21 protein-coding genes are annotated in these 26,943 nt (G+C 42.9%); 10 read left to right on the top strand and 11 right to left on the bottom strand.

Going from position 1 to position 26,943, the window contains the following annotated elements:
• Positions 1-19 precede the first annotated feature (19 nt).
• Positions 20-763 (top strand): siderophore-interacting protein, encoded by a 744-nt coding sequence (locus W293_RS0114660; RefSeq protein WP_025653139.1) that lies wholly within the window; start codon positions 20-22, stop codon positions 761-763.
• 56 nt (positions 764-819) lie between these two features.
• Here the strand turns inward: W293_RS0114660 and W293_RS0114655 are convergent, their stop codons facing one another.
• On the bottom strand, positions 820-2,445 hold the full coding sequence (locus tag W293_RS0114655; RefSeq protein ID WP_025653138.1) for a long-chain-fatty-acid--CoA ligase: 1,626 nt from the start codon (positions 2,443-2,445) through the stop codon (positions 820-822).
• Between the two features lie 631 nt (positions 2,446-3,076).
• Between W293_RS0114655 and W293_RS17095 the strand changes: the two genes are divergently transcribed.
• Positions 3,077-3,828 (top strand): IS5 family transposase gene (locus W293_RS17095; protein WP_156915659.1). Its coding sequence is split into 2 segments (ribosomal slippage): positions 3,077-3,305 and positions 3,305-3,828, totalling 753 coding nucleotides; the frame shifts between segments, so codons are not numbered across the junction.
• Between the two features lie 190 nt (positions 3,829-4,018).
• Positions 4,019-4,951 (top strand): 23S rRNA pseudouridine(2605) synthase RluB, encoded by a 933-nt coding sequence (gene rluB / locus W293_RS0114640; RefSeq protein ID WP_025653136.1) that lies wholly within the window; start codon positions 4,019-4,021, stop codon positions 4,949-4,951.
• Between the two features lie 121 nt (positions 4,952-5,072).
• Here rluB and W293_RS0114635 read toward each other — a convergent pair whose 3' ends face one another.
• From W293_RS0114635 to W293_RS0114625, 3 genes are all read right to left on the bottom strand, one after another.
• On the bottom strand, positions 5,073-5,672 hold the full coding sequence (locus W293_RS0114635; protein ID WP_025653135.1) for a hypothetical protein: 600 nt from the start codon (positions 5,670-5,672) through the stop codon (positions 5,073-5,075).
• Between the two features lie 44 nt (positions 5,673-5,716).
• The gene (locus tag W293_RS0114630) at positions 5,717-6,415 is read right to left on the bottom strand and encodes a hypothetical protein (protein WP_025653134.1); all 699 of its coding nucleotides are present in this window, start codon (positions 6,413-6,415) and stop codon (positions 5,717-5,719) included.
• 272 nt (positions 6,416-6,687) lie between these two features.
• Positions 6,688-7,419 carry a hypothetical protein gene (locus tag W293_RS0114625; protein ID WP_025653133.1) on the bottom strand — a complete coding sequence of 244 codons (732 nt, stop codon included), beginning with the start codon at positions 7,417-7,419 and terminating at the stop codon, positions 6,688-6,690.
• A gap of 724 nt (positions 7,420-8,143) precedes the next feature.
• Between W293_RS0114625 and W293_RS0114620 the strand changes: the two genes are divergently transcribed.
• Positions 8,144-8,746: a LysE/ArgO family amino acid transporter gene (locus W293_RS0114620; protein WP_025653132.1), complete on the top strand. Its 603-nt coding sequence runs from the start codon at positions 8,144-8,146 to the stop codon at positions 8,744-8,746.
• Between the two features lie 143 nt (positions 8,747-8,889).
• Here W293_RS0114620 and W293_RS0114615 read toward each other — a convergent pair whose 3' ends face one another.
• From W293_RS0114615 to W293_RS0114600, 4 genes are all read right to left on the bottom strand, one after another.
• Positions 8,890-10,272, bottom strand: coding sequence for an NAD(P)-binding domain-containing protein (locus tag W293_RS0114615; protein ID WP_025653131.1), 1,383 nt, complete (start codon positions 10,270-10,272; stop codon positions 8,890-8,892).
• 467 nt (positions 10,273-10,739) lie between these two features.
• Positions 10,740-11,381, bottom strand: coding sequence for a MarC family protein (locus tag W293_RS0114610; protein ID WP_025653130.1), 642 nt, complete (start codon positions 11,379-11,381; stop codon positions 10,740-10,742).
• Positions 11,382-11,648: 267 nt separating this feature from the next.
• The gene (nadC, locus tag W293_RS0114605; protein WP_025653129.1) at positions 11,649-12,509 is read right to left on the bottom strand and encodes a carboxylating nicotinate-nucleotide diphosphorylase; all 861 of its coding nucleotides are present in this window, start codon (positions 12,507-12,509) and stop codon (positions 11,649-11,651) included.
• 168 nt (positions 12,510-12,677) lie between these two features.
• On the bottom strand, positions 12,678-13,724 hold the full coding sequence (locus W293_RS0114600) for an NUDIX hydrolase (protein ID WP_025653128.1): 1,047 nt from the start codon (positions 13,722-13,724) through the stop codon (positions 12,678-12,680).
• A 493-nt stretch (positions 13,725-14,217) separates the two neighbouring features.
• On the opposite strand from W293_RS0114600, the gene nadA reads away from it, so the two are divergent.
• From nadA to W293_RS16855, 3 genes are all read left to right on the top strand, one after another.
• Positions 14,218-15,357, top strand: a complete 1,140-nt coding sequence (nadA, locus tag W293_RS0114595) for a quinolinate synthase NadA (protein ID WP_025653127.1) — start codon at positions 14,218-14,220, stop codon at positions 15,355-15,357.
• Position 15,358: 1 nt separating this feature from the next.
• Entirely contained in the window at positions 15,359-17,308 is a 1,950-nt protein-coding gene (gene nadB / locus W293_RS0114590; protein ID WP_025653126.1) for an L-aspartate oxidase, read from the top strand.
• A gap of 78 nt (positions 17,309-17,386) precedes the next feature.
• Positions 17,387-18,280 (top strand): phosphatidate cytidylyltransferase, encoded by an 894-nt coding sequence (locus W293_RS16855; protein ID WP_025653125.1) that lies wholly within the window; start codon positions 17,387-17,389, stop codon positions 18,278-18,280.
• Between the two features lie 150 nt (positions 18,281-18,430).
• On the opposite strand, the gene W293_RS0114580 is transcribed toward W293_RS16855, so the two are convergent.
• From W293_RS0114580 to W293_RS16585, 3 genes are read right to left on the bottom strand one after another with little or no spacing between them, the layout of a single operon-like run.
• A complete protein-coding gene (locus tag W293_RS0114580; RefSeq protein WP_025653124.1) occupies positions 18,431-19,246 on the bottom strand; it encodes an SDR family NAD(P)-dependent oxidoreductase in 816 nt (271 codons plus the stop codon).
• Between the two features lie 8 nt (positions 19,247-19,254).
• A complete protein-coding gene (locus W293_RS0114575; protein ID WP_025653123.1) occupies positions 19,255-20,460 on the bottom strand; it encodes a patatin-like phospholipase family protein in 1,206 nt (401 codons plus the stop codon).
• 14 nt (positions 20,461-20,474) lie between these two features.
• The gene (locus W293_RS16585) at positions 20,475-23,252 is read right to left on the bottom strand and encodes an alpha/beta fold hydrolase (RefSeq protein ID WP_025653122.1); all 2,778 of its coding nucleotides are present in this window, start codon (positions 23,250-23,252) and stop codon (positions 20,475-20,477) included.
• A gap of 267 nt (positions 23,253-23,519) precedes the next feature.
• Here W293_RS16585 and W293_RS0114565 point away from each other — a divergent pair, with 267 nt between their 5' ends.
• The 3 genes from W293_RS0114565 (at position 23,520) to W293_RS0114555 (ending at position 26,878) form a co-directional block, all read left to right on the top strand.
• Complete coding sequence (locus W293_RS0114565) at positions 23,520-24,431, top strand: lysine exporter LysO family protein (protein ID WP_025653121.1); 912 nt, start codon at positions 23,520-23,522, stop codon at positions 24,429-24,431.
• Positions 24,432-24,606: 175 nt separating this feature from the next.
• Complete coding sequence (locus W293_RS0114560) at positions 24,607-25,863, top strand: hypothetical protein (protein ID WP_025653120.1); 1,257 nt, start codon at positions 24,607-24,609, stop codon at positions 25,861-25,863.
• Between the two features lies 1 nt (position 25,864).
• Positions 25,865-26,878 carry a hypothetical protein gene (locus tag W293_RS0114555; RefSeq protein WP_025653119.1) on the top strand — a complete coding sequence of 338 codons (1,014 nt, stop codon included), beginning with the start codon at positions 25,865-25,867 and terminating at the stop codon, positions 26,876-26,878.
• Positions 26,879-26,943 lie beyond the last annotated feature (65 nt).

Below are 26,943 nucleotides of genomic sequence, written 5' to 3'. Positions count from 1 at the left end.
AATGAAAGGAAGTATTAAAATGGCAAAACCCAATCCAAGATTGCTTGAAGTCATTCAGACCAAATACATCACGCCACATATGTGCCGCGTCACATTTGGCGGTGCTGAACTGACTGATTTTCCAGCAGATCAAGAAAGTGCTTATATCAAGCTGATGTTTTCTCAAGGCGATGACACTCGACCATTGATGCGCACCTATACTGTCAGCGCCCAGCGTGATAATGAGATAGATGTCGATTTTGCGCTGCATGAGACAGAAGGCCCTGCTTCAACATGGGCACGTAACGCCCAAGTGGGTGAGCAAATATGGGTAGGCGGCCCTGGACCAAAGAAGCTGATTAATAATGAGGCAGAGTGGTTTTTATTGATCGGTGACATGACAGCGCTGCCGGCGATTACCGTCAATCTTGCCCAACTACCTGCGGACGCACGCGGCTATGCAGTCCTTGAGGTGAGCACTGAAGCAGATAAGCAACTACTTAAAAAACCAGACAACGTTGACATTCATTGGGTAATAAACGCACATCCAAATGCAGAAAGCAGCCCATTACTTGAACATACTAAAACGCTTACTTGGCTAGCAGGGCAACCTGCGGTCTGGGCGGCATGTGAATTCCATAGTATGCGCGCCCTACGTCAATACTTTAAAGTAGAGCGTCCAATACCAAAAACGCATTTATACATATCCAGCTACTGGAAAGTCGATAGCACAGAAGATCAGCATAAAATTGTGAAACGCAATGATGCCGAAAGTCTAGAATAAAGCACGTTAAATAAAAAAAGTCCGCTTATTTGCGGACTTTTTCATAAAAAATATGATTAAGCAAGCAAGACATCACCATGCTCATCACGTAAGTTATTTTTCATCATTTTCCCTGCGCCGTTGAGCACGATATTATCGACAAAGACGACTTTGTCAGGTATTTGCCAACTGGCCACTTTACCTTGGTAGAACTCAAGAATTTGCGCTTCATCGACTGCCGAATCCGCTTCTTTGACGACAATCAACACTGGACGCTCGCCCCATTGCTTATGGGTCGCTGCAATCGCTGCGGCCATCTTAACCTCTGGGTGCTCCACAGCGATGTTTTCTAGTTCCACAGAAGATATCCACTCGCCTCCTGATTTGATCAAATCTTTTGAGCGGTCACGGATATTCATATAACCATCGCCATCAATCGTAGCGATATCACCGGTATCAAACCAGCCATCGGCAGTGATGGCATCTTTATTTTCAGTGAAATAATCATCAATGACCCAATGCCCGCGAATCTGCAAGCGCCCTTGTGACTCACCATCTTCAGCAACTGGCTGGTCTTTTTGTTCCGTATCCATCAGACGTATCTTGACACCATAAGGAGGGCGACCTTGCGATTTACGCAGCTCGTTAATCTCTTCTTTACTGAGTGATTTGTGCTTGGCTTTTATCTGATTCATCGTGCCAAGTGGACTGGTCTCGGTCATGCCCCAACCATGTATCGCATCACAATTAAAGTCTTCTCTAAAGGTTTTGATAACTGATGGCGGACATGCTGCACCGCCGACGATTGTACGCGTCATACTGTCCAGCTTACTGCCTCTGTTTTTGGCAGCGGTTAGCAAACTTTGCCAAATAGTTGGCACGCCCAAAGCCACCGTCACTTTATAGTCATCAATGACAGACACCAAGCTGTCTCCATCAAGATTGGGGCCAGGCAGTATCAAAGAGCAGCCCGTCAGAGCAGCGGCATAAGGTGTGCCCCACGCGTTGACATGGAACATCGGCACGACTGGTAGCAAGACATCTTGGGCAGATAACGAGGACACATCCGGCATACACAAAGCCATCGCATGCAGGACTGAGGAGCGATGAGAGTACAAGATGCCTTTGGGATTGCCTGTCGTCCCTGAGGTATAACAGAGTGAGCTTGCCAGCTTTTCATCAAACTGCGGCCAGTCAAAATCAGGGCTATTATCTGCCAACAATTCATCAAAGAACAGAGCATTCGGCAACTGCTCTAAGACTTTTTCGTCCCTATCGCCCAAGTAAATAAAATGCTTAATGCTTTTGATATGCTCTTTAATGGCGCTAATCAGCGGCAAAAAAGTAATGTCGAAGAACAAAGCCTGATCATCCGCATCGTTAATGATATAGGCAAGCTGTTCGGGGAATAGACGGGGATTGATAGTATGGCAAATCATACCGCTACCCGATATTGCGTACCACGCTTCTAGGTGACGGCGATTGTTCCATGCCAAGGTTGCGATGCGCTCTGATGGCTTCAGCCCCAGTGCTTGTAGTGCATTTGCCAAGCGTTTTGAATTGTTGGAGACAGTCAGCCAATCACTCTTGGTCATCTCGCCATTAACTTCTTTTGACAAGATAGCGGTATCACCATGATATTGGGCGGCGTGCTCAATGAGGCTGCTAATCAGCAGCGGCTGATACATCATTTTTCCTAACATCTGAATATCCTTATAGTGATTTTAGTGCTCGTCCGTGGGCATATTTTATATATGGAGCCTCATTAGTATACGTGACTCTAGACGTTGAGGAAGCGTTTAATTTTGCTTAATAACAATTACAAATGTTTGCTTTTTTAGCACTCAAGTAGCCGTTATAAACGTTCTTAATCAATCAGTTAGCGACTTTTTTGATATTATTTAATAAGTGAGCACTGATCGAATACAAACACCTTCTATTTCCCTCTTCCTTCTGCCTCATCTAATCGATAACAAATAAAATGGGTATACGACATTATGAGACATGACTGGTACAAATTTTTTTGCTTGCTGTGCCTATGCAGACAGAGACTACAAAAAATTGATACCCGTCACGCTGTGTCGTTTTTATATTGACCTGACTATAGTAATAAATTCATCTAACCATAAAATTTATTGAAAGATTACATTATAGACTTGCAAATATGCGTATTTAGAAATACAATGTGATTAAGTATATCTAATCAATGTATATTCTTAATTAAGATATTATTATCAATAAATATGATAGGTATTAGGGCGTGTCCCTAATCTGTAAAAGTAAGTATAAAGGCTTTAAAATAAAGAGACTATTTCAAACAGGGCTCTCTAAATTATGGCAAGAACAGTGCTCACCGATAATACATGGGAACAACTCCAAAGTACCATGAAGGCTCATGGCTGTCATACTTGGAAAAACGACAAACAAGTCATGGAAGCCATATTGTGGAAACTTCGTACAGGCGCGCCATGGCGTGATATACCGAGTGAGCTATGTCCATGGAAAACGGCCTACAACCGTTTTAATAGGTTGTCAAAAAAGGGGTTGTGGGAACAATTTTTTTTGACCTACGAGCAAGTATTGATGAAGAATGGGTATTCGCAGACGGAAGCTATATCCGCTGTCATCAGCATTCAAGCGGCGCAAGACGAGGAGAGCTTCGAGCTACTGGAAAGTCACGAGGTGGAACCACTACCAAGATTCATCTCGCCGTCGATTCGCATGGAAACCCGATTAATTTTAAAATCACTGGGGGTGACGTCCACGACAGCCAAGCGGTAGATGATATTATAGAGATGCTAACGGATGCGACCTACTTTATTGCTGATAAAGCTTATGATTCTGAAACCATTAGAACTAGGCTAAAGCAAGATAACATAAGCCCTGTCATCCCTAAAAGAAAAAATGCTAAACAACCAGATGTAGCGTTTGATCACTATTTATATAAACTACGACACTTAGTTGAAAACACGTTTGCAAGGCTAAAGCACTTCCGTAGTATTGCGACTAGATACGAGAAATTGGCTCGTAATTATAAGTCTATGCTGTATCTAGCTTGTACTATGATTCATTGCAAACTGAATTAGGGACACGCCCTAGACAGTTGTTACCTAATTTTCTAAAATATATTCAAATATTTGAATATATTTTGTTTTAATAACTAAAGCAATTTTTTAATGACAATCAAGTGCTGCATATATAACACAAATAGCGTAGAATATGCCCTTCAAATTTATACATTGAGAAATGTAAACCCACCGACTCAAGGAATTGATTATGAAAGATGAAAAATTACAGAAAGCCCTCGCCCGTATGGGGCTTGGCTCACGTCGTCAGATGGAAGAAGTCATCAAGTCTGGGCGCGTCACGGTCAATAATGGCCCAGCAACCATCGGTGATCGCGTCGAACCAGGCGATGAGATCCGTGTTGATGGTCGTCAAATTAAATATACGGCTGAAAATGAGAAGCGTCGTCGCGTATTGGCATATTATAAGCCTGAAGGCGAAGTCTGCTCTGCCAACGATCCAGAAGGTCGTCCAACGGTTTTTGAACGTCTGCCAAAGCTAACTCATGATCGCTGGGTCATGGTCGGACGCTTAGACATTAACTCGACCGGTCTATTGTTATTTACCAATGATGGCGAGATGGCGCACCGTTTGATGCATCCATCTAGCGAAGTGACTCGTGAATATGCGGTACGTGTATTGGGCGAAGTTACCCCTGATATCGCCCGTGCGCTGACTTCTGGCGTTATGTTAGAAGATGGCATGGCACAGTTTGAAGACATCAAAGAAGGCGGCGGTGAAGGCGTCAACAAGTGGTATCACGTCAGACTAAAAGAAGGTCGTAATCGTGAAGTACGTCGCCTATTTGAGTCACAAGGTCTCAAAGTCAGCCGTCTATTGCGTACGCGCTACGGCACGATTGTGTTACCAAAAGAGCTGCGTACAGGTCGCTTTTTAGAGCTGGATAAAAAAGACATCAATACTCTAACAGACTTAGTCAGCTTACGCCCACGCCACGGTACTGGTCTGCATGGTGCGGCAAAAGAAAAGCAAGAACGTATCAAAAATAAGCCACTTAAAGCACGTCGCACCGATACTCGTAGCGATAGCCGTAATAGTAGTGGCAGTGCGAAACCAAAAAGTAGCGGTAGCCCTGCCAGTCGCGGTTCGCGCAATACCCGTGATCGCAACGATAAGCGTTAATCGAAATTTATGTTAAGTCGTTGCTAGATTTAACGTAAACCATAAAAAAGCTGCCCATAATGAATATTCATTATGGGCAGCTTTTTTATGCGTTTTTATAAGCACTTTACCAACTCAGGATTTAGCTACGATGACTATCCATATAACGTGTCATCACTCGTAAGTCTTGTAAATGCTGCGTCTCCTCCTGCGCTAATAATATATCTAGGCGACTCTCAATATTGTTGAATACCTGCTGTAATAACTCATTGGCTTCCGCTTTTTTGCCATTACTCATATTGTTAGCGCTTATATTGTTAGTGCTTATATCGGCCTTTGCTAGATGATAATAACTGGTTAGCGTCTCAGGCAAGCGAGTATGCAAGAGTTTGTGCAGCATAAACTGCGACTCTGTGAATTCAGGCGTTTTATGTTGCGCTTGCTGCTCTTTTTGATAATTATGATAGCTGTTTACTTTTTCATCAATACCTTTTAATTGACGCAACTGTGGCTCGGATAAAACTTTTAGATGTTCTGTATTCAATGTTAGCTGTTGCCAATGTATGGTAGATAACAACGTAGATGGTGATAATGTAGATAGTGATAACGGCGCATCATAATCTTGATAAGTGGGCACCCCTGGGGTGATACCGACGGCTTTATGCAACGCTTGCCAGCCTTTTTTACCTAAATAGAAGGTGGTCACCGTCGTCACAATGCCAATGCCTATTAAGATGCTCATATACGCTTACTCTTCATCTTTTAACCATACGACTTTGCCTTTATTTACAGTTTGATATCCTCAGCACTCACCTGTCTGTCATTGGCGCCAGTTGGACTTTCAATTGCTTGGCTTTTTACCTTAGTATCAGCATCACTGACACTATTAACCCTATTAACATTGTTATTAAGCTTTTGAATATCGGTAGTAATAGCAGGATTATTAAAACGTTGTTGTAAATATCGATTGGTCGCCAGTAGCTTTTGGCCGTCTTGGTGGTAGGAGGCATTTAATAAATCGTCAAATTGCGTATTGATGGTGCGCAATACGTCTAGTAACGCTTCTTTTCCAGTGACGTTAGAGTGCTTAATCTTAGTACTATCGGCAAGCGCGCCCTCCCCAACATCTAAATCATGCAAGCGTCGATAGTCAGCCACTGCTTGTGGTACGTGCCTGTCCATCAAATTTTGAATCATGATATAGGTTTCATTGACCGTATCTTTATCGTCTATCTTGCCATCATTGTTGGTATCACCATAAATGACCCGCAGCTTCTCCCCTTTTTCATTGATTTGCTCAAGGGCTGTTTTAACCTCAACGGGCAAGCTTTTTTCGGGGATATAACCTAGCTGCGGCATTGCTTTGTATTCCAGCATTTTAGGTGCGGTCACTTTTTTGATACCACGATATCCTAGATATAACCCTGCTACTGGTAACACCCCATATAAAACAAACATCACGAGCATCGCAGTTACTTGGGTCATTGGAGTGTCCTAATGGTTGAATAAAATGATTTAGCAGAATGATTTGCAAAGTTTATTATTATTTTTAATGATGTTTATAGCAGTCCTAAAAACTTGAATATAGTCGATTTATTATAAAATGAATACCGTGCTACTGGGATGAATTTTTCGTAGCCTCTGTCTGCGCAGTCACAGCAAGCAAGGAAAATTTATACCAGTAGCGCGTTATAATACTTGTACTCATTTTATTTGGGACTAACTATAACAAGGAGAACGAGTGCAAGTACTATCGTTCAGCTTTGCGTACGACTTTTGACATAACGATGGGTAGAAGCAAGTTTGTTCATAACCGTTTGGTGTAGCTCATCTAATAATTCATCAAGCTCATAATCAATCTCTAAAAATAAATCGGTGAGCATATCGCCTGCGGTCATTTGTCCTTGCACGGTATTATTTTTGGTGCGATGCGGGCTAAAGCGCTGTAGTTGTTCATAATGGTGTAGCGCTTCTGGAATGCTCTCAGATATGAGCTTATCAATGACAAACTGACGCTCGTTATGTTGCTGCTGTTGCTGCTCGTTCAGCTCACTGCTCCACTCACGGTAGCGCTTTAGCTTGCCGTTAATACGGTCTAGTATCGCAACGGCCTCAATAGGCATGGCATTTAGGGTGGCTTCATCGACCACATCAACAAGCTCAGTCATAATCGGACAGCGTCCATGTTTGAGATACCACAAGGTATCGGGGTCAAAAGGTGGTCTATTGGTCGGTCGCATCGCAGCGCGATTGGACAAATAGCGGTCGGTCAGTGGCGTGGGCGAGCGAATGTCATTGACTTGCGATAACGCTTCACAAATACGATCGGCACGCTCAGGAGGCGTCAGTACAGAACGCTGACTGACCGCTTGATTTTTTTTATCATTGTTATCAGTCACCTCTATATCTTGACTGATAGCCGTTGCCTGAGCATTCTTGGCAGCTATGGCTGGCAGGTCATCTTGAGCTTGCCCAAATGACTGTAGCATTCTTGTCAAACTTACGACCATGTTTTACTCTGCCCCTCACCCATTTATTACTCACGCCTACCTACCATACAGCGACGTCTATACAGACAATAAAATATCAGCCGCACTCTCAGTAGTACTTATCGCTCTATACTCAGTTTATTAATTTTACTACTTCTATTGTGAGTTGATGCTATTGCATTCAATAACTCGATGACTTATCTTAACAGTTTTTTAGCCTGCTGCCAGTAAGCAAACGTCAACGTTTTGGTCTTTAATATTAGGGTCTGTTGTACATTCAAATGTGGCACTGGCAGTGGCTATTTTTTAGGGCGTGTCCTCATTTTAAAAATGGTGATAAAAATCAGGTGAATTGCCGTCAAATGAGGAAAATAGCGCAAATAATATCGGGATATTGATCAGCTATTTGACGATGTTTGGCAAGATTTAACCATTTTTAGCCCATTTAGATTGCTATCGGTTGAATTGAGGACACGCCCTAGACAATATGCAGGGAAATTTTGGACACTTAGTCATTCTAAGTTAGAAAATTTCACAATATATTGGCAAAAAATAGTCCTGCCCTGAAAGGCTGATGCTAAAATCGCCCCAAACGTCGTTGCAAACCTCGCTAAGGTCTAGACATTAACGTCGGTATACGCCTGATTTGATAAAAGGTTTGGAACCATTTTAGCGATCAGCAGTCCTAATATTTGAATATTTAACAGACCCCAAGTAAATAACTATGAATGCGACCGACTACACCTCTGGATTTTTGCTAGGGCTTTCGCTCATCATCGCGATTGGTTCACAGAATGCCTTTGTCCTTAAACAAGGACTCAAACGCGAGCACATATTTTTTATCTGTCTATTCTGCGCAGTGAGCGATGCGTTTTTAATCTCTGCTGGCGTCGCGGGCTTTGGCGCAGTCACGGCTCAGTACCCGCAAGCCGTCAATATTGCCAAAATTGCTGGCGTCATATTTTTGCTAGGCTATGGCATCCAAAGTCTGTATGCCAGTGTGCGCTTATCACACGCGCTCACTGTCGATGGACAAGTTGTTACTAGCTTAAAAAAAGCCTTGTTACTCTGTTTTGGTTTTACTTGGCTCAATCCACACGTCTATCTAGATACCTTGGTACTCGTCGGCATGGTTTCAACAGGCGCAAGTAGCAAACTGGCCTTTGCCGTTGGTGCTGTCAGCGCCTCGTTCTTTTTCTTCTTCGCGCTAGGCTATAGTGCACGCTTACTCAGACCCTTGTTTGCCAAGCCAAAAGCTTGGAACATACTCGATGCCTTGGTAGGGTTATTGATGTTGTATTTGGCTTGGCATTTATACCAGAGCTAATATATTAAAACCAATATGTCAAAGCCGTAAAATAGCTACACAAATACAGATTTTTAGCTTAAAAGATGACACTGCTTCTTTAAAGCAAAAAAGCCAAACATATTGTATAAACGTGTTTGGCTTTTTTAGTTCGCACTTGTTATTTATGAAGCTTTTTTACGCTTTTTAGGTTTAACAAAGGTTAGGTTCAAAAAGTGCTCTAGGGAATCATCAAGGACATCCAGCCAAGGCTCTGGTAGCTCAGGCGATAACGTACCTGTCAACGTAGAACGATAGGCCTTTTCTCTAAAGGTCATGATATTGTCGGCTTTGTCTTTTTGCCATTCCTTTAAGATTTCGCCCTGCTTCTCTACCGCAAACTCTGGGTAATCGGTCGCATTGGTTAAGTCACGAATATAAGCGGCTTGAAAGTCGATCGAATCACTGACTGTCGCACACTTCGCATAAGTTGCCAACCACTCTTGCTCATCTGCTTCACGAGTCGCCAAATCAGGCAATTCGATATCACCCACCATCACATCGCGGGCATACCACGCTTGCGCATCGAACATATTAAAGGTGAAATACTGATCCTGCATACCCAGATAAATAAGCTTTGGATTGGGCTGCCAAAAGATACCTTTATACAAATTGGCTGGATATAAGCAGTTGTGCGTTTGCAAACGTAACTCATCTGGCATAAAGGGGAAGTGAAACAAATAGCCTGTGCACATAATGATGGCGTCGAATTTTTGACTAGTACCATCAGCGAAGTGCGCCACATCATCTTCAAAATGGGTGACTAAAGGCACTTCTTTAATACCTTCTGGCCAGTCATAACCTAGCGCTTGTGTGCGATAGCTAATGGTGACTGATTTGGTGCCATACTTATAGCACTGGGTGCCAATGTCTTCGGCTGAATAACTGCTGCCAATCAGTAAGATATCTTCATCTTTAAACTCTAGTGCATCACGGAAGTCATGGGCGTGTAGAATACGACCGGGGAACGCTTCTAATCCTTCGAAGTAAGGCATGTTTGGTGTGGAAAAATGACCGGTCGCAACCACGACGTAATCAAACTCTTCAACTTCTTGCTCACCGCTTTTATGATTCATCACCGTCACGGTGAATTTTTGCGTTTCATCATCGAATGATACCCAACGTACTGGGCATTCAAAACGGATGTACTTTTGAATGTCTTGCTTATCGATACGACCCATGATGTAGTCTTTTAGGACTTCACGTGGCGGGTATGAGGGGATTGCTTCACCAAAATGCTCATCAAACGAATAATCGGCAAACTCTAAGCATTCTTTTGGCCCATTCGACCATAAGTAGCGGTACATACTGCCGTGAACGGGTTCACCGTTTCTATCTAATCCAGTACGCCAACTGTAATTCCACATGCCACCGATAGCATTTTGCTTTTCATAACAGATGATCTCAGGTAAATCTGTCGCACCAGCTAAACGAGCCGCTTCAAAGGCTCGTAATTGCGCCAAACCACTTGGACCTGCTCCTAAAATAGCAATTCTTTTGTTACTCAAGATTAACTCCCATAAAAATAATGTATATCTATTATAACATATTTTCATTAATGGCGTTTTTGGCAGTACTTTTGGTAATTAATAATGATTATTGAAGACACAACTACCATTTATAGTGAGTAAAAAGTGATATCGAACCAGCACGTACTACTGATATCTAATTTTGTTGCTTGCTGTGCCTGCGCAGACAAAGACTACAAAACATTGATATCAGCAATACCATCGCTTTTTTAAGATATTTTGACTATAAAAGATAGACTCTATTCAAAGTTTAGTCTTGTAACATTAAGGTGTTCAGTAAATATCGGTTTATCTGGATTAATACTGTTGGAGGGGTTTGCTAAGCGAAGATAGACTGTATATGTGTTACACAGCCTAGAGCGTGTGCTCAATCTGAACGCAAGAGCCTAAATGGCCTGAGAATGATAGTTGGAATGTTGGAAATGAAATGTCGAAAAAATAAGCCATTAGACTAAATCGGGAAATAAGGTGCGAAGTCCACTGACAATAATTTCGATAGAGACCGCAGCCAGTAGCATCCCCATGATTCGGCTCATAATATTAAGCCCAGTATCACCCAATAGACGGCTGATACGACCTGCTGCCATCAATGCCAAATAACAAAAGAGACTGATTAATAAGCCGGCGATTAATACCGCTGATACCCGCAAAATACCAGAAACTTGTGAAGAATAAATAATAACTGTGGAGATACCACCCGGTCCAATCATCATAGGGATCGCCAATGGCACTACTGCAGCAGCCATCGTCGGTGGCGAGTCTTGTACATGATCGACATCGAAGTTTTCTTGGTCAGGCTTAACGGGATTCCCGTCGCCATTCATCATATTCAAGGCAATCAAAAATACCAATATACCACCCGCCAGCTGGAACGAGCCGATAGAGATACCCAAAGCTTTTAGTAGCGTTTCACCTGCTATCGTAAAAAAGCTGATGGTAATAAAAATAGTCAAGCAAGCAACGCGTGCCACTTTGCGGCGATTATTCATTGAATAACCACGAGTCAAGTCCAAAAATAACGTCAAGGCGCTAAACGGATTGATCAACACCACAAAAGCTAAGATAATTTTGATGATTTCAGTATTCACTGAGCGCTCGCTTGTCTATCGATAAAACTTGGGCAAAAAGATAAGGCCATCGTGCGAGTGCAACGATGACCCAATAGGCGGTTAGCAGTGGCATTGTAGCATAGGCAGATAAGCTAATTAAATCATTAACTTTGCTTACCTTTCTGACACCAGTATATCAGCGAAAATAGTGGCTGACCCCCGACCGCTCAGCAGTCATTTAGTGGGTGGATAATCTGATGAAGACTAATGGTTAAACAAGTCGTGTTAAGACAGGGGTATTGAAAACTACGCGCTAAAATCCAGACCAATATCTAGCGCAGTAGTGCTATGCGTTAAATAGCCCATAGCGATAAAATCAACGCCCGTTTTTGCGGCTGCTTGCACCGTTTCAGGGGTGATGCCGCCAGAGGCTTCTGTTCTGGCACGACCTTTACACATGGCCACCGCCTGCGACAATATCTCAGGGGACATATTGTCTAATAGCACCAAACTCACACCAGCGTCTAGTGCTTGCGCTAATTGCTCTAGCGTATCCACCTCTACTTCAATGGGAATTAAATGCCCAGCGAAATTTTGCGCTTGTTGAATAGCGGTCTTGATATCACTAGCGATAGCAATATGATTGTCTTTAATTAAAATGGCGTCATCTAAGCCCAAGCGATGATTGCGACCACCGCCGCAGCGTACCGCGTACTTTTGGAGGATACGCAGGCCAGGAATGGTCTTGCGCGTACAAGTAATTTGCGCCGGATACTCTGCCACACTGTCAACAATCTGCCGTGTTGCCGTCGCAATGCCACTCAGATGGGTCATAAAGTTCAATGCAGTACGCTCTGCCGTCAATAGATGACGCGCATTACCACGCACGATAGCCAATACCGTATCTGCTTCAACTCTCTCACCATCGGTAACTTGAGCGATGAACGCTATCTGTGCATCAACCAAGGCAAACGATAAACGCGCCAAGTCCATACCACATATCACGCCGGCTTGCCGCGCTTTAATCTGGAGCTGCGCCTGCATATCGGCGGGAATGGTGGCTTGTGATGTGACATCTCCGCGTCGACCCAAGTCTTCGGTTAGGGCAGCCTCAACCAAGGGTTTAAGCAATACTTCATCCAACGCTGGCTCTCGTGCAACTGTCATCTTTAACCCTTATATAAATTTTAATGATTTAAACTCAAAATGAGCATAAATATAGCGCAAAGTGCAAAGCCTCGCAAGAAAAGAGGGCAAATTTATAAAATCAAATAATCTGATTTAGCATTGATATGAGTATTTAGCGTCAGTATAGGAAGACTTATGCAGTTGATTCTATTTTCGTTTAGGCAATTTGCTGTCCATTAGCAAGCTTTGTAGCTCGATGTCATGACGGAAACGATAAAGCTTGGCAGGGCGACCGCGCTGGGCGCTACTACTCTGCCCCGTCGGTACCACTAAGTTTTGCGAGTCTAGCAATCGGCGAAAGTTTTGCTTGTGCAGGCGCATTCCTGATAACGCCTCAACGCTTTGTTGTAATTGTGACAAGGTAAAAACGTCTGGCATCAAACCAAAAATAAGCGGTCGGTATTCAATCTTTGCGCGCAATCTAGAGATAGCAGTGGCAATCACGCGACGATGATCGTAATACATGGGCACGCCAATCAGCTGCGACCAATCGGCTGGCAACTTGCTTTGCGTATCGGATGAATAGCTAGGTGGATAAGTCGGTGCTTCAGGTATCAGCCCTGCTTCATACAGCATCTCATAGCGCAGCAGGACATGCTCAGCGACCCACTCTCTACTCTCATAAGCTTTGTCATGACTTACTTCGCTAGCATTTTCTGTATCTGTACCGTCAACGATAGGCGCTGCCGCTAAGCCCCAGCATAAGCCAATACGCTGACGGCGGCGCTGCTGAATGATCTCATCAGACCCAGCGTTTGCCCAGTTCAATAACGCTGGCACAATATAATCCAAAATGATGCTAGGCGTACCATTCAAGTGATTTTCCCATGGGAAATAATCATACCAATCTCGCCACAATGCCTGACTTTGTCGTGCTTGCATTTGTGTCTCTTGCACCAGACCCAGATAGCTCACATACACCAGTGCATGACCGTCAACATTGCGTCTATTGGTATCGACAAAGGTATATAACTGCTCTAGATAACCAAGCGGCTGCTGCGTTTGCTCTTCCACCCATTGCCGTACACCTGCTTGCAAGGAGCGATGCAACGGCATCAAAGGGCCATTGGGCAAGAGTTTGCCTTGATCCACTGTTAAGACCCGGGCGCTGTGGTCGGTAATCGCAACTAACACCGCGACCACCTCAGTGGTACCACTTCCCTGTTGATGTGCATGTGAATAAGACAACGTCATGACTTTAGCAACGATCCTTTGATTATATGAATGGAATGATGAGCTCGTCATATGCAACTCTAACAATAGTGCTCAGTATAACGTGAATCTAAAACTATCATAGCCTGCGGTTGTAATTATAAGGGGTTGAAAGAGTTGGATACCAACAATCATTAGGGCGTGTCCTCAATTCAACCGATAGCAATCTAAATGGGCTAAAAACGGTTAAATCTTGCCAAGCATCGTCAAATAGCTAGGTAATATCTCGATATTGTCTGCACTATTTTCCTTGTTTGACTGCAATTCACCTCATTTTTATCACCATTTTTAAAATGAGGACACGCCCTAGGAAAATTCTGTAAAAATAAATATTATTTTGAAATCAAGTTATAAAAAATACTTGTATTTATGCTCAAAATGAGCATAATTAAAACATCTGATTCGCCAGCTGTCTCTAATTGACTTGTTTTTCGCGACATATTGCTTGTCGTTACTGCCTAAAAGGTTTGCATTTATGAAAACTTATCCTTACGACGCGCCCATCATGAGCAATGACACTCGCATTGCCACTCAAATGAATGTTGAATATGCCAAAGCTAAAATGCCAGCAGACTTACCACGTGCTGAACGGCTTGCGGTTGAAGAAAATATCAAGCAATTGTTGAAAGAACATAATGCGGTATTGGTCGCCCATTATTATGTCGATCCCTTTATTCAGGATTTGGCATTAGCAACTGGCGGTTGCGTGGGTGATTCACTCGAGATGGCGCGCTTTGGACAAGCGCATAGTGCGCAAACCCTAGTGGTCGCAGGCGTCCGCTTTATGGGTGAGTCGGCCAAAATTTTAAGTATGGAGAAGACCGTACTGATGCCAGACTTGGAAGCCGAGTGCTCGCTCGATTTGGGCTGCCCTGCTGATGAGTTCTCGGCCTTTTGTGATGCTCACCCTGAGCGTACCGTCGTGGTTTATGCCAATACCAGTGCTGCTGTGAAAGCCCGTGCCGATTGGGTAGTTACGTCATCGGTTGGCATCGACATCATTCGTCATTTGCATGCGAATGGTGAAAAAATTATTTGGGGCCCCGATCGCCATTTGGGTAAATATGTTGCTAAAGAGACGGGCGCAGATATGCTGCTCTGGCAAGGTTCGTGCCTCGTACATAACGAGTTTAAAGCGACCGAGCTGCTGCAATTAAAAGAGGATCATCCAGATGCCAAAGTATTGGTACACCCTGAATCACCTGATAGCGTCGTAGCACTGGCCGATGTGGTCGGCTCAACCAGTAAGCTGTTGCAATCAACTTATGAGATGGATGCCGATACCTTTATCGTCGCCACCGACTTGGGCATCTTGCATGAAATGCAAAAGCGCTCGCCAAACAAACGCTTCTTAGCCGCACCGACGGCTGGTGAAAGCGCCAGCTGTAAAAGCTGTGCGTTTTGCCCATGGATGGCAATGAATGGCCTAAAAGGTATTGAGCAGTGCTTAACGCATCATAGCGGTGAGGTATTAATGACGCCTGAGCTGGCAGTCGCGGCTAAAAAGCCCTTGCAACGTATGCTTGATTTTGCCGAAGCGCAAAAGCAACGTGTGGCAGCGAGCGGCGATATTGTCAAAGACCGCGAGCTGTTCGCCAATGTCGGGGCTGCCTAATATGAGCGCGGTATTTACAGCGGAATTATTAGGTGCTAATAGCCCTGCTGCTATGGTACAAACGGATGTGCTTATTATTGGTGCGGGATTAGCAGGCTTAAGCACGGCTCTAGCATTACCAAAATCACTGAATATTACCGTACTCAGCAAAGCCAGCTTGGAGGTTTGCTCCAGTCATTATGCCCAAGGCGGTATCGCAGCAAGCTTGGATAAAGAGGACTCTGTCGCTGACCATATCGCTGATACTCTAATCGCTGGCGCAGGCCTATGCGAAGCTGACAATACCAGTAGCATTTTAAGTGCCGGACAACAAGCAGTGCAATGGCTGTGCGAGCAAGGGGTTCCTTTTACCCAGATACCGCAAGCAGATAATGCAAAACCTGTCACCGAACTACAGACTGAATTACAAACTGCCGACTTACATTTAACCAAAGAAGGCGGACATGGTTGTAGGCGGGTCGCACATGCGGATGACGCGACTGGTCGACACATTATGGAAGCTTTAACAATAAAGGTAAAAGCGGCAAGCAACATTAATGTTTTACCGTTTCATGAGGCGCTCAGCCTTTTAACGAATAGCGCCAATCCAAATAAGCAATGCCAAGGGGCGCTTGTTTTTGATCATACTCATCAACGACAGCTTACGTTTCACAGTCGTGCCGTTGTCTTAGCCAGTGGTGGCTTGGGGCAACTGTTTAAACGTGCCAGCGCGCCAAATGTCTGTGTCGGCGACGGGGTTATGATGGCATGGCAAGCAGGCTGCCGCTTAGCAAATTTAGAGTTTATCCAATTTCATCCGACCGGTTTAGCGTTAGATGACAGTAGCTTTCTAATATCCGAAGCACTACGCGGTGAAGGTGGACGGCTGACTTGTCCGCAAACTGGCAAGCGCTTTATGTTAGAGATTGACGAGCGAGCGGAATTGGCACCACGCGATATCGTCGCGCGCGCCATCGCTGAGCAGATCAGTAATAATGGTCTTGGCTACGTGCATTTGGATGTCAGCCATTTACCAGAACAATTTTTACGAGAGCACTTTCCACAGATTTATCAAACACTATTAGAGCTTGGCATCGATATCACGAAACGACCTATCCCCGTTGCCCCTACCGCTCATTACAGTTGTGGCGGTGTGATAACCTGTGCCAATGGTTTGACCGATGTGATAGGTTTATATGCTGCAGGCGAAGTTGCCTATACTGGTCTGCATGGTGCGAATCGCTTGGCGAGTAATTCACTTTTGGAATGCGTGGTGGTTGGGCGCAATATCGCTGCTGACTTGCCGCACTATTTGAAAGCATTAGAAAATCTAGATACCGTTGCCATTTATGATCACTTAAATTTATCAGGGACTACTATTTGGACACCACCAACGCTTAAAGACGCTCAGGCCGTCATACTACCACTGTCTAATTTACCTGCATCTCCTTCATATGGAAGCAAGGCGAATGACAATGTTAATGACAATGTTAATGACAATTGCAATATAGAGGCTGACATTAGCGAAATAACCGCACAGCTAAAGATATTGATGACCAATAATATGGGCATTACTCGCAGGGCTGGGCAATTAGAACAAGCCTTAATACAGATAGAAAGTTGGCAGCACCAGCTTAGATACCTCAAGTCTCATTCAACCAACCTCAGTAGTGAGAGTAAGAGCGATACACCTACCCTTGCCAACCTGAGATACTTTCAGTTAGCACGACAATTACAATTAGCCACATTGGTTATTCAGTCAGCTTATCAGCGTTATGAGAGTCGCGGTGGTCATTATCGTCAAGACTATCCACATTTGGCATCTACACCTCGGACCAGTGTGATTGCGCCATTATCGAAGTTGATAGATGATGACAAAGCAGGTGACAAAGAGGGTGGCATTGGTTGGTTGGTTCAGCCTATAATCGATAACACAGAAGTTGGATTAACACATACAGTTGCTAACGTCTAACAGCAATTAAAGGTTGCCACTCTAATCATGACAAAACGGTAAATTGCCGTTCTTTATTGACCTCAAAGTGCTAAAAATATGGCTACTGATTTACAGTTTGTGATCGGACTTATGATGGTCGTCAGTTTGACGTGGGCAATGCTTGCCCTACCTCGCTTGCGTCAGCGCTTACCGAAAATTTATCTGATTGCCCGCTCGTGGTGGCTGATGCTAGCAGCGCTTTGCGCTTGTTATGTTATCGCTAAGATAACTGATAATAGCCAGCCCTCACAGCCTCCTACCTACCCATACCAGTGGTTACTCATCGCCTTTTTCGTCTTAATTGGCCTGCGTGGCTGTTATGAGATCAAACGCTTATGGTGTCTGCGCAACAAAGCTGTGCTGATTAACAAGCTCCAAGCGCGCGGTTTACAAGCAAATACTCAGCCTTTTAGCAAAACTCCTAACCATTCTACTCAAGCTTACACACGTTTAAATCTATTAGACCTAGTCTTTAGTTTTGCTTTTATCGCACTGATTATCAGTCTCATTGCCTTACAACAATTAATCTGGCAACGCGAGCAGTATGGCGTTTTATTTTTTGTATTATTCGCCAGTCAATTTAATGATATTGCCCAGTATTTATGTGGACAATTGCTTGGTCACAAGCTGTTTAAGCGCGGTCTTGCCCCAACCATTAGCCCGAATAAAAGTATCGAGGGCGCTCTTTTCGGTAGTATGCTCGCGGCAGTATTGGCAACGCTATTAGGCATTTGGCTCACGCCGTTTAGTTGGTTGGTATGCTCATTAGCCGCTTATGGCTTAGCGGTCAGTGGTATCGCTGGAGACTTATTAGAATCCGCCTTTAAACGTCAGCACGGGGTAAAAGATACGGGTACGATGCTTGCCGGACATGGCGGCGTATTAGATAGAGTGGATAGCTTGCTCATTGGTGTGCCGCTATTTACCTTGTTTTATTGGCTGCTCGGCTAAGCGGTTATAGTCGATCCGCTTTTAAAAGAATATAGTGCTACTGGGATGATTTATTCGCAGCCTCTGTCGGCGTAGGCACAGCAAACAAGAAAAATGGATACCAGTAGCACGTTATAATAGTTGTCTTTCTTTTATTTAGGACTGACTATATCAACTAGGTTTATCCAATTTACTGCGCAATATCCAGTTAAGCACAGGCTTAGGTAAATGATTGAGCGCCCGAGTAATATAGCGCATGGAGCGTGGAAATATGGCTAGCTCAACATCCTCATCAATCGCTTGCATGATATGGTCAATTGCTGTTTGAGTCGTCATTATAAAGGGCTTATGGCTGGCATCACCGTTATTTAAATCGCGTAAGGCTTGGGTATCGATATAGCCCGAGGCGATGCAGTTGACTTGAATATGATAAGGCGAAAGTGCCGCTCGATAAGCGCTAGCAATCGCAATCATCGCGCGTTTGCTTTTGGCATAAAGACTGGTATAAGGATAATCCATAATACCGGCGATAGAGGCGATACAAATCAGGCTTCGTCTGTTGTTTTCGTTGAAATCTGATGGATAGCTTTGGCGCTTTAACTGCTCACTTGCCCATCTAAAAACCTGCTCAAACGCTTGCAAATTAATCGCTAGCATTTGATCGCTGTCCACTTGACTAAGATGGTGGACGCGCTCATTGGTGTAACTGCCCGCACTATAAATCACTCTTTGAAAACTAACATCTGACAAGCTCTCTAACAAACTTTGTGTTTGCACGCTATCCGTTAAATCACAACAATGAGTATTGATATTAGAGTGTTGCTTTTTGATATGGGTTATTTTCTCCATACTATGGCCAACGACACTCACCTGCCAGCCAAGCGCCTGATGATGCAGCGCCAATGCCAAGCCAAGTCCGCTCGTACCACCAAAGACGATGATATGCGATGGCTGATGAGTTGAAGTAGATTGTGTAAGGTCTTTCATTTGCGAGTTCATAGCCCATGCTGTTGTATATAGTTGACCGTACGCTGATAGCCATACTGCCACTGCGCCTGCATTTGCTGTACAAAGCCATCATAATCACTGTGAATGAGTTCAACGGTCATTTGCCTGATATTAAAACGCTTTTGTACATGCTGTCCTGCCAACTGTTGGCCATTATCTGCAAAGGGTAACCAATGCAATTGACGGCTATTTCTTTCTGACTCCACAAGTGATGACGTTTCCATTGGCTGATAACCATGCACTTGTGCCAAACGCTCATTGGGGTCAAAACCAAAAACGCGCTGAATCGCTGGTGCCGCCAGCCATGAATCATAACCTGCCTTGGTCTCTGCAAATACAGTCTGTCCTAACTGACACGCCAGCTCAACGGGCGTGAGATTAATTACCCCGCCTAAGCAACAACCTAAATTGTCTATAAGCGTCGGTGGTAGATAATACATATCTGCCATAGAAGCACGAACCGCTGAATTAAATCCCCACTGCTTTACGACATTTACTGATTGATGAATACGCCTATCGGCAAACGTATGTGCAGGTGAATCAAGTATTTCATCAAAGTATTCTGATGCTGCCAAACGCGGTGGTGCAAATAACAACTCTTGCAACTTAAACTCATCGTGAACAGAATTATCAGCAGTAGGCATCTGATTAGATGTTTGACTGGAATTTTTATGTAGTCGGCTGGCAATAATGGCTATCTCTGGTGCGGCGGTATTAAACGAATTATTATTCTGCTGGGGCGAAAAACGAGACAATTCATCGAGCCATTGTCCCTCGTTATCTATCCGAAACATCGCTAACTGCTGCAACTCATCTAATAGTCGCTCGTAGCTATCTGCTTGCTGCTGTTTTTGGCGGTTAGAAACTTGCCGTGACAAGCGCCAGCGTTTTAGTGCCTGCGTCATATAACGTATTTTCGAACGTTTATTGGCTTCATCTGGCGCGACATGTCTGATTGCAGTAATGACTCGATATAATTCACGACTGCACATGAGCTCCTGCAAATCCTTGGGGTCAGGCGCTAGATTGACCAAATAAGCCGAAAGACTACCACCGCAAGTGCCGACGATGATATCTGGCGTCAAATCATGGGCAACCAATGCTGCATAACTGCCTAAATAATAGCCAAAACGGGAGCCGCCCCCTGAAAACAGCTGGACGCGCTCATAAGGCTTGGCACTTTTATCACTCATCTATTATCCATCTATCACTGAGCAGCATTTGGTGCTGTTTTAATCGCTAGCGACACGGTAAAGATACCAAAACGGTCGATACGCATGGCGACTTTCTTAAAACCAGCATTCTCAACCAATTGATCCATTTCCGCTTGTGAGCGACAGCGCATCACCCAACTGCTACCGCGATGATTGTTTAGGGTTTTGCTGATAAATTCCTGCTCAGGATGCCACGGCTGATTGGTATAAAGTAAATAACCACCCGATTTTAAACGGTCATAAATACCCGCCAATGCAGTGGCAGGGAGCGTATTATCAGAAAATAATTCAAAAACCCCAGAAGCAATAGCGATATCGAATTTTTTATCATCAAGACCTTTAGCATTGTTACTTCCCTTCTGCATATTAGAATAACTGGCAGGGTCAAACGCATCTTTTTGACAAGTAAGGACACGATCAGCAATCTCTAACTGTTCCGCCTTTTTCTGTAAGGCTTGGATATTATGCTGCTCATAATCGCGTAGCTCAGCATATAAGCTTTCAAACTCTGTCAATAAGTCAAAGGCATAAAAGCCATGTCCACTAGCGATATCGAGTAGTTTTGGTTGGTATGGTTTACTGCTCTGGTTTTTGTCTTCAATATCCGCTAAAGCTTCACGTGCCAGCTCTAATATATGCTCACGGCGGATACGAATCCCTTGCCAGCCAATATTGCTTAAGTAAAACTTATCGACCGCCTGACCAAATTTATTCTGACCACTGGGCTGATTATAATACACGTGATCAAGCGAATGACCAGAATCAAATCCATGCTCCAGTCCTGTGGCAATCGCGTCGCTGACATGACCAAATTTTTGCATGGCAAATCGAGTGATGGCAAAGCTTGGATTAAAGGGTTTAATCGCTAAGCGGTCAACTTTATCTTTACTGGCACTATTAAGATGAGCCGCGCTTAAATCAGGCGCTTTAACATCAGTACTGAATACCTGCTCAGCGAAATCGATACAATCCGCGAAGACGTCCGCTTTATTGGTCTCATGAAATATTGCATGGTAGCTATCTGGATATAATTGCCAGCGTTTATCAGTGGTATTGATGGCCTCATAAAAATCGCGCTCTGCCTGTTTATCGACCACGTAATCCTTACCCGCACATAATATAAAGGTTGGCACGGTGATAGCACCCGCATCATCGAGCAAGCGTTGACCCGTTGCATGCGTATCGATGAGCAAGTCGGTCGAGATGCTATTCGATATCAGCGGATCGGCATTATAAGCTTGCTGTGCGTCTTTATCATGCGTTAAGACTTGCGCCTTGACGTAGCTGCTCACGCGTGACATCAGTCCAAGCGCGCGAGCTACCTTTAGCGATGGTATGGCAAATGGCATGTACAAGCGAATACTCAACGCTGGCGTACCCAATATCATCCCGCGAATATTTGGCGCATAATCATGTACCCATGCTGCTGCGAGTACTGCGCCGATACTACTGGCGACGATTAATGTATCGGTAATAGCAATGCCCGTTTGCCCCATAACCAGTTGCACAAAACCGTCTAAATCGCGCTCCAGCTCGGTGACGCTTTCGGCATGATCCTTGATACCACCCGAGCGCCCATTACCGCGCGCATCCCAAGCAAATACTTGATAGCCAGCTTTTGCAAATTGTTCCCCAAGTTCTGCTAAGCGTCCCGAATGCTCGTGACCACGATGTAATAGAATGACTTGGCGCTGTTGTGTGTGTTGCTGACTGGCTTGTTTGACATTCTCTAAAGGCATCGTCAACCAATAGCGATAATAGATTGCCGTGCCATCATACGCGTTGTAGCAACTTTCACCGCTAACAACTTCAGACGATGATAGATGAAGGTCATCGCTAACCTTGTTTGGGGCAGCTTTGGCATTGGTAGACTGGGGATTTTTAGAAATAGCAGGCATTGTCTGGGACTCCAAAAGGGACGTTTTAGCAGCAGAGTTTGATAGATGGGCATTTAATAAAGGAAAATTTGATGAAAAGGTATTGGGAGATAGCGTATCAGGTTGATCAATAATCGCTTGGCAATCGATAGACGAAATAGATTGATACGATGATTCTGGTATTGACTCAAGACTGTCTAAACGGTTTGAGCGTAGCACAGGTGGTTTACGCATCAAGTATAAGTCTGCCATATAACGCAGTCGATTGAGACAGGTTTTTAGTAGCAGCGCCTCTGTGACTATAAATAATTGCCCTACTCTCATATGAGATAGCGCGATCGGTGCTTTAATTGCCATAACAGTGCCAAGCACACCGAGCACAAAAGCACGATCACTTTTGCCCAAAGGCCCTTGATTCGCCCGAACGCCTAAGCTTTTATTACTGAGTATCGCTAGCAATTCAGTGCCAATACTAAGCACGATTAGACCGACAATATGTGGCTGATGGATTGATATACGGTTTGGTAAATTGACTGTCGACGCTTGCGCATTATCATTCGCAACATGCGGGGCAAGACTTGCGATAAGCGCCGTATCAGCCACGATATCGCCCACTTCATTAAGCACTGCGCCAAGTTTAGAAGCTTGCCCATGCTCGCGTGCCATCATGCCATCGATCGCATTGAGCGCCATGCGTACAAAGAGAGATGATGGCAACAGCAACCAGAGTCTAGGCTGATTTTGCGCAGGTTTAGCAATGACATACGCCGTACCAAGGCTCAATAAGATGGCTGATACGGTCACTTGGTTAGCGGTAACCTTTTGCTCAACCAATGCATCGCTAATGGGACGCAATTGATCTTGAAATTGAGACTTGAGCTGATAGAGCGACATAAGGCGAACCAAATATATTCAGTTCTTTAATGTAGCAACAAAAGTTGGTTAGGTAAATACGTAAACGTTGTTAGTAGTCAAATTATCATGAATAAAACCCTAACTTACGGCTTCGTGATTCAGTTGCTTACTTTAACGCCCAATATTTAGTCGTTAAACAGTCAGCTTTTACAAGGAATCTTAGTCGCTCATGTCAGTATTAATAGCTTGATATGATACAATCCCCAGCTTCCTAAAAATGCCTTCGAAAGCTGCGAGCACATCATCATGCAAAGCCTAGTTACCCTTGTTTTGGTATTAATGCCAATGTTTATTGGCTTTGCCATCCCCTCCAATCCCAAAATGACCAAGCTTGCTGATAAAGGCTTGTCTTATTTGGTATTTATTATCTTAGCGCTGATTGGGATTGAGCTGTCGCAAGTGGAAGGGCTTGGCAGTCAGATAGGCGAGATTGCCCTGTATGTGACCATATTATCAATATTGACGATTGGGTCGGGCTTATTTGCCTTGATGTTATTCGATCATTTGCGCCCGTGGCATGCCAAAAAACCCAGCGTAAAATCTAAAGAGCACCGTGTCAGCATCCGTGGCAGCTTGGCACAAGTGATTTGTGTGGTGATTGGTATGGTGATTGGATACTTCCTGCCAGAAAATTATATGCCACCCGAAAATACGATGACGGTGATGTTAATGATATTAATTTTGCTAGTCGGTATTGGCTTAAAGGGCTCGGGTATTACTTTAAAAGAAGTGCTGCTTAATAAACGCGGGGTGGAAATGAGCGTTATCTTTACGCTCTCGGTATTGGTTGGTGGTTTATTCTTTGCGCTGATGTTTAGCGATGTCTCTTGGACGAAGGGAATGGCATTGGCGTCAGGATTTGGTTGGTATTCGCTATCAGCAATCGTCATGACCGATGCTTATGGCGCGGTTTGGGGCAGTGTGGCACTCTTTAACGACTTGGTACGTGAGTTCTTTGCATTGATATTTATCCCTGTGTTTATGCGTAAATATCCGTCAGCGGCAGTAGGACTTGGCGGTGCGACGAGCTTGGACTTTACCTTACCCATTATTCAGCAGTCTGGCGGTCTAAAAGTCGTGCCTTTAGCGATTAGCTTTGGCTTTATTATTAATATTGTCTCGCCCGTGCTGATGGTAGTATTTTCGGCGTTGGGGTAACCAGTTTAAAGTTCAATGTCTCTAGATTTTGAAAGAGATTGATTAAAAATGATATTTAAAGTCTTAATTATATTGAATTATTCTTTAATTCAATATAGGCTACATTTACCAAATATACCAAAAAAATCATATAAAAAACAAATAACTTTAACTGTGAATTTAAGAAGATTATCTAATGGAAAATAGAACCAAAGGTGCATGGATTATTCATCATGCTAAAAAACTACAAGGATTCACTGCTACATCCAATTTTGAAGATATTGATTTAGCGGGAAAATGTGGGCTGTTTTTATCAAGTTTAGCTGCTTCTGATGAAACCAGCACTTTAAATTTAGAAAAAGTAAATGCAATTTCCGATTCTTTAAATTTAAGTAAAAGACTTGAACTACCTACCATAAAAGATATATTGCAGGAAGCTCAACTGATTGATGTATCGAAAGGTGGAGATATATCAGTCTTAGGTATAACAACTTCTAATGTTCTAGATCATACTTCACAAATATTTAATGAGCATTCTGACAGCTATCAGCAAGCATCTTTGGAGTTGACTAACTACAGTTCAGACAAACCAAGAACTGAAACTCTTTTAAAAGAATATATTTCGGATAAGTATCAGTTAGATAGTAAAACAAACTTAAAACTATTTCAGCAATCAGAAGAAATTGGAATAGTTGATTTTGAAGACCTTGGTGGCGAAAAAACATATTTTAATGGTAATTTATTTAAAAGAAATTCAATAGAAAAAGTTTCTAAAGTTTTAAGTTCGTTAAATAACTCAGATGCTATTAGAGTGAATGAGCTAAACGAAATGATTTCCAAGGAAGGCTGTGTAACCTATGAAATCGCTGATAAAATACTAGGACAAAATTTATTAGAAAAACTACAGGCAATTGCTATGTATGATTTTAATGAAGTAAGCAACGACAGACATTCAAGAGTATTTTTAACTAAGCCCTCATCTTTTGCTAAGTTCGGTAACCCTTTTGAAGATGATGCCTTAGACATGGCCAAAGCTTTTATATCTTCTCTGATCTACGGTTTAAAAGTTAGCTCTTCAAGTAGAGGTAGAATTCAAGATAATACAATGTTAGTAAATACTTTAAAGAAACTTTTAAGAGGCGAATCAGTTGGTCCCTGTACCGCAATTGGAAAAGATTATCAAGTTTTGGAACTTAATAGAGTTATTGAACTAACTCATAGCCGTGGCGATATGTATTATATGAAGCTTTTGAAATATGATATTGCAAGGTTGGCATTAGATGTCATGGAAAAAGGTGATCTTACTGAGAATACTACTTTTGGCTCCACAATAACTAGTTCAGCTGTTTCTAACTATACAGGGCCAGAAGAAAATAGAACTAAGGTCAGAAGAAAGAAGAAAAATTCGCCACAAGTCAATATCGCCGAACTACTAAGAACTATGAGAAATTAAAATGGAAAATCAGCCACAGCTTTTTAAAGGTGAATTATTAGAGGAAAAACTGCGTTCGTATTTTTTGAACAATGGTTATTATGTAGTTCGTGGCGCTAAGTACTCTTATAAAGGTCATGATATTACTGATATCGATTTGCTTCTGTATGGTAGAGTTTCAAGCCTTAGTAGAGAAAGGACAAATGTTGATATAAAGAATAAAAAGTCTCCTAAAGCTTTTGAAAGAATATTATGGGCTAAGGGTTTGCAACAATTACTTGGTTTCGATAATTGTGTAGTTGCCACTACTGATAAAAAAGACGTAGTAGGTAAATTTGGAAAAAAACATAATACGACTATTTTAGATGGAAACTTCCTAAATAAGCTGATAGTTAATGAAGAACGAATAAGTGAAGAAGAACTTACTAATTTTTTTGATCAATTCAAAAGTTTCAGAGAATTCAAGCATCAATCGTGGAAAAGCATTTATGAAAATTCCAAGTCTAGATTATTAAATGAATTAGATTTCAGTGGTTATAACTCTACGTTATTAACTCTTAAATATTTTATAGAAAAATGCTTTGATGATTTGAAAAAAGAAACGGCTTTAAGAGCTACTTACATTTTACTTTCTCATAGCTTTATTATTTTAGACTATATATTAAAAGATATCGCTTTTTTAGAGCCTTCTCAAAGACGAGCTATATTGAAAGATGGATTCATGTATGGTAATTTGGGTCAAAGCGGAGTAAATAGAACTATTGAAATGGCTATAAAAATAGCAGGATCAGACCAAACTGTAGGTCAAATAAAGAATTCTTTAGATACAGGTGGAACTGATATACTTGAAGAGTATTTTTCGAAAGTTGAAGCTATCAAGAATGTTTTTAAATGGGCTTTAGCTTTTGAAGAAAAAGCTTTTGATAAAAACTTGGTTAAACCTCAAGATTTAGATAGTAATTTAAAGGGTTCTTTGGCTCTTATGTTAGACTTTTTCAATATAAATCGTACAGATTTTTTTAAATTATATAGGTGAAAATTAATTTAAATTTAACATAAATAAGATTCGTATGAAAACTGATAATGAATGGATATATAGTC

The sequence above is a fragment of the Psychrobacter sp. TB67 genome (assembly GCF_000511065.1).
In the GTDB taxonomy this organism is placed as follows: Bacteria; Pseudomonadota; Gammaproteobacteria; order Pseudomonadales; family Moraxellaceae; genus Psychrobacter; species Psychrobacter okhotskensis.
This window is presented reverse-complemented; position numbering and strand designations above follow the sequence as displayed.